Genomic DNA, 3,891 nt, shown 5'->3' with positions numbered 1-3,891 from the left:
GTACTCCTGCACATAAGGGACTTGCACCCTCTAGATTAATAACTTACATTGCTGTAAGGTAAAGATGCCCATACTGGGCACACACACCGTATATAATTTATTGCTGGCTTCTTGCCTATTTGCGAAAGACCTCGCGGACTTTCTTGGTCGGTAATTATTTACTAAATTAGTTACTTAAAACACGCAACAAACCATATACAACAACGTTAGCGAAAATATTTAAACAAAAACAGAACACATGAAAACACACTCAAAACTAATAGCGACTTTCCTGATTATTTCAGGTTGTAGCGGTGGACAGTACGACACAGAATATTTGCCACCTGCGACAGTAAATTACATGGTCGAAGAGGAGCAGGCTGACTTTAATACTGAAGAGTATGACAGAATCTACGAGAACGAGTTTCTTGATGTATTAAAGAATCCGTTATCAACATTTTCAATTGACGTGGATGCAGCATCATACAGCAATTCAAGAAGGTTTATTTCACAGGGACAATTACCGCCAAAGGATGCGGTAAGAATTGAGGAATTTATTAATTACTTCACCTATGACTATGAAGCACCTCAAAACGAACATCCATTTTCTATTCATACAGAAATCTCTGATTGTCCATGGAATACTCAAAACAAATTACTACACATAGGTTTACAGGGAAAAAGGATGCAAACAGAAAACATTCCTGAAAACAACCTTGTCTTTTTATTGGATGTTTCGGGTTCAATGAATGACCCAAATAAATTACCTCTGTTAAAATCATCTTTTCATCTATTGCTTGAGCAACTTCGCGACAACGATAGAATTGCCATTGTTGTGTACGCGGGTGCAGCAGGACAAATATTGCCTTCTACATCTTGTGACAACAAAGAAAAAATAATACAGGCAATTAATGACCTACAAGCCGGAGGAAGCACATCGGGAGGTGAGGGAATACAACTTGCTTACAAGATTGCAGAGGAGAATTTCAAAAAAGAAGGCAATAACAGAATTATTTTAGCCACAGATGGTGATTTCAATGTAGGAGTGTCAAGTGATGGTGAACTTGTGCGACTAATTGAAAAGAAAAGAGAAACAGGAATTTATTTATCAATCCTTGGCTTCGGCTCTGGCAATTATAAAGATTCAAAGATGGAGAAACTGGCAGACCATGGGAATGGCAATAATTACTACATTGACAATCTGTTTGAGGCTAAAAAAGTTTTGGTAAGTGAAATGGGTGGAACACTTCTGACAATTGCTAAAGATGTAAAAATTCAAATTGAATTTAATCCGACAAAGGTTTACCAGTATCGACTTATCGGATATGAAAACCGTCTTCTAAAAAACGAAGATTTTGAAGATGATACTAAAGATGCAGGAGAATTGGGTGCGGGTCATTCTGTGACAGCATTATACGAAATTATGACAAAGGAGCAAGATAAAGACGAAACGAAGGGAGTGGATTACAAATATCAAACGACTAACATTTCTCCTGACGCTTATTCAAGTACTGAAATTGCAACAATAAGGTTCAGGTACAAAAATCCAAATGATACGACAACAAGCAATCTGATTGAACAAGCAATTCTTGATCAAAACATTGCTCTTGACAGTACATCAATTGACTATAAGTTTTCAGCTACAGTTGCGGAGTTTGGTTTATTGTTAAGGGATTCAAAATTCAAAGGCAATTCGACTTACGACCACGTAATCGCGACAGCAAATGATTCCAAAGGAGACGACAACGAAGGATATCGAGCTGAGTTTATCAAATTAGTAAAAGCAGCAAAGGACCTGGACAGAAAATAAAAGAAAGAATAAAAATACTTTCGCTAACAAAGTGTATGAAAATATAGGGCTGACGGGGGTTACGAAGAGCTTTCTGCTCTCAAAAATATCCTGCTCGGCAGACAAATACGTTTCCATAAATCCCTACATTTCATACACAAACCGTTAGCCTTTATTAAAGAACGACCGTTGATAAAATGTATAGCTAAATAAAATAATAATCATGACAAAAAAACGCACTTGGAAATTTTGGACATCAAGAACCATACTTATACTTCTTTTAATTGGCATTTTTTGGCTAATAAACATAATCTGGTTTCGACCATTTAATATCAAACACTTTTACGACAAGGTCTTTGTAGAATTAGCTATAGATAGCCCAGAGCTTACAACATCCATGGGAATTCCATTCTTATACGACAGATCGAAAGATGAATTGGATGATATCTCGGATGCAGAGCAATGGGAATCTTTCAATAAAATGAAAGAAGACTATGAGACATTAATGAGTTATGATTTTGAAAGTCAATCAGAAGAAAATAAACTCAACACTAAAATTTTAGGCTTTTATTTAGAAGGAATAAAAGAAGGCGAACCTTTTTTTTATCACGGTTATCCAGTAAACCAAATGAGAGGCATTCAAAGTGGACTGCCAAGCCTTATGGAAAATTCTCACAAACTTAGAAATGAAAGTGATGCAGAAGCCTATATTACCCGTTTATCTAAATTTGATACTAAGTTTAATCAATTAATAGAAAACTTAAAAATATCAGAAAGCAAAGGCATTATACCACCTAAGTTTGTAATAGAGCGTGTACTCGATGAAATGAATGGTTTTATTGGTGCTAAAAAAAATAGCATAGCTAGTGATAAAGATTCAAACAGCATCCTTTCTTCTGTAAAATCGAATATTCTGTTCACTAATTTCGAATTAAAAATTGATAAATTAGAGGAACTCTCTTCCGAGGAAAAAGATAGCTACAAAAAACAAGTTGAAAAAGAAATAGAGACTACTGTTTTTGGAGCCTACAAAAATCTTATTCAATATTTCGAACAGCTTAAATCAAAAGCCAAGACCGATGATGGTGTTTGGAAATTACCTAATGGCGAAGCATACTATCGCTATCAATTAAAACAGCAAACAACCACTGAATTGGAGCCAGAAGAAGTACATCAGATTGGACTATCGGAAGTCGCAAGAATAAAAAGTGAAATGCAAAATATTCTCTTAGCTCAAGGTTATGCAGATTCATCAATGACATTAGGAGCTACTATACAGAAATTGAATAAAGAAGAACGTTTTCTTTACCCTAATAATGACGAAGGAAGACAAATGATTCTTGACGAATACGATCGTATACTCGCTGAAATAAGTGCAGGCTTAGATGATGCCTTCGATGTACGACCAAAAGCTGGTCTCGAGGTAAAACGTGTTCCAGAATTTAAAGAAGAGGGTTCTGCCGGTGCCTATTATAATAGACCTGCTATGGATGGCTCTAGAGGAGGAACCTTTTACGCTAATCTTAGAAATGTACAAGAGACTGTAAAATTCGGAATGAAAACACTCGCCTATCACGAAGGTGTGCCGGGGCATCATTTTCAAATAGCCATTCAGTCCGAACTTGAAGGTGTGCCCATTTTTAGAACTATTGGTCTTTTTACTGCCTATATTGAAGGTTGGGCATTATACTCTGAGCAATTAGCTTGGGAATTGGGTTTTTATAAAAATGATCCTTTTGGAAATCTTGGAAGATTACAAGCAGAGATGTTTAGAGCAGTTCGTCTTGTTGTCGACACAGGTATACACTACAAAAAATGGACAAGAGAAGAAGCGATTGATTACATGGTATTAAACACAGGTATGACCACTACAGAAGTTGCTACAGAAATTGAACGATATATTGTAATGCCAGGACAGGCTTGTGCTTATAAAATCGGGATGCTAAAAATATTAGAGCTTAGAGAAAATGCAAAAAAGAAACTTGGCAGTCAATTCGATTTAAAAGAATTTCATAATGTGGTATTAAAAAATGGAGCTGTTCCTTTGGATATTTTAGAAGAAATTGTAGGCAACTATATTACTGAGTCACTTAAAAAGAATAACAACTAAAAACAAAGGCTAA

At 35.8% G+C, this 3,891-nt stretch carries 2 protein-coding genes; both read left to right on the top strand.

Annotated features, from left to right (window positions below; genetic code table 11):
* The first annotated feature begins 238 nt into the window (after nt 1–238).
* Complete coding sequence (locus CXF67_RS08600) at nt 239–1,789, top strand: vWA domain-containing protein (protein WP_102088387.1); 1,551 nt, start codon at nt 239–241, stop codon at nt 1,787–1,789.
* 202 nt (nt 1,790–1,991) lie between these two features.
* Complete coding sequence (locus CXF67_RS08595; RefSeq protein WP_102088386.1) at nt 1,992–3,878, top strand: DUF885 domain-containing protein; 1,887 nt, start codon at nt 1,992–1,994, stop codon at nt 3,876–3,878.
* Nucleotides 3,879–3,891 lie beyond the last annotated feature (13 nt).

Source organism: Psychroflexus sp. MES1-P1E (genome assembly GCF_002836055.1).
Taxonomy (GTDB): Bacteria; Bacteroidota; Bacteroidia; order Flavobacteriales; family Flavobacteriaceae; genus Psychroflexus.
Note: the sequence above shows the minus strand (reverse complement) of the source record. Positions and strands in the feature narration are given on the sequence as shown.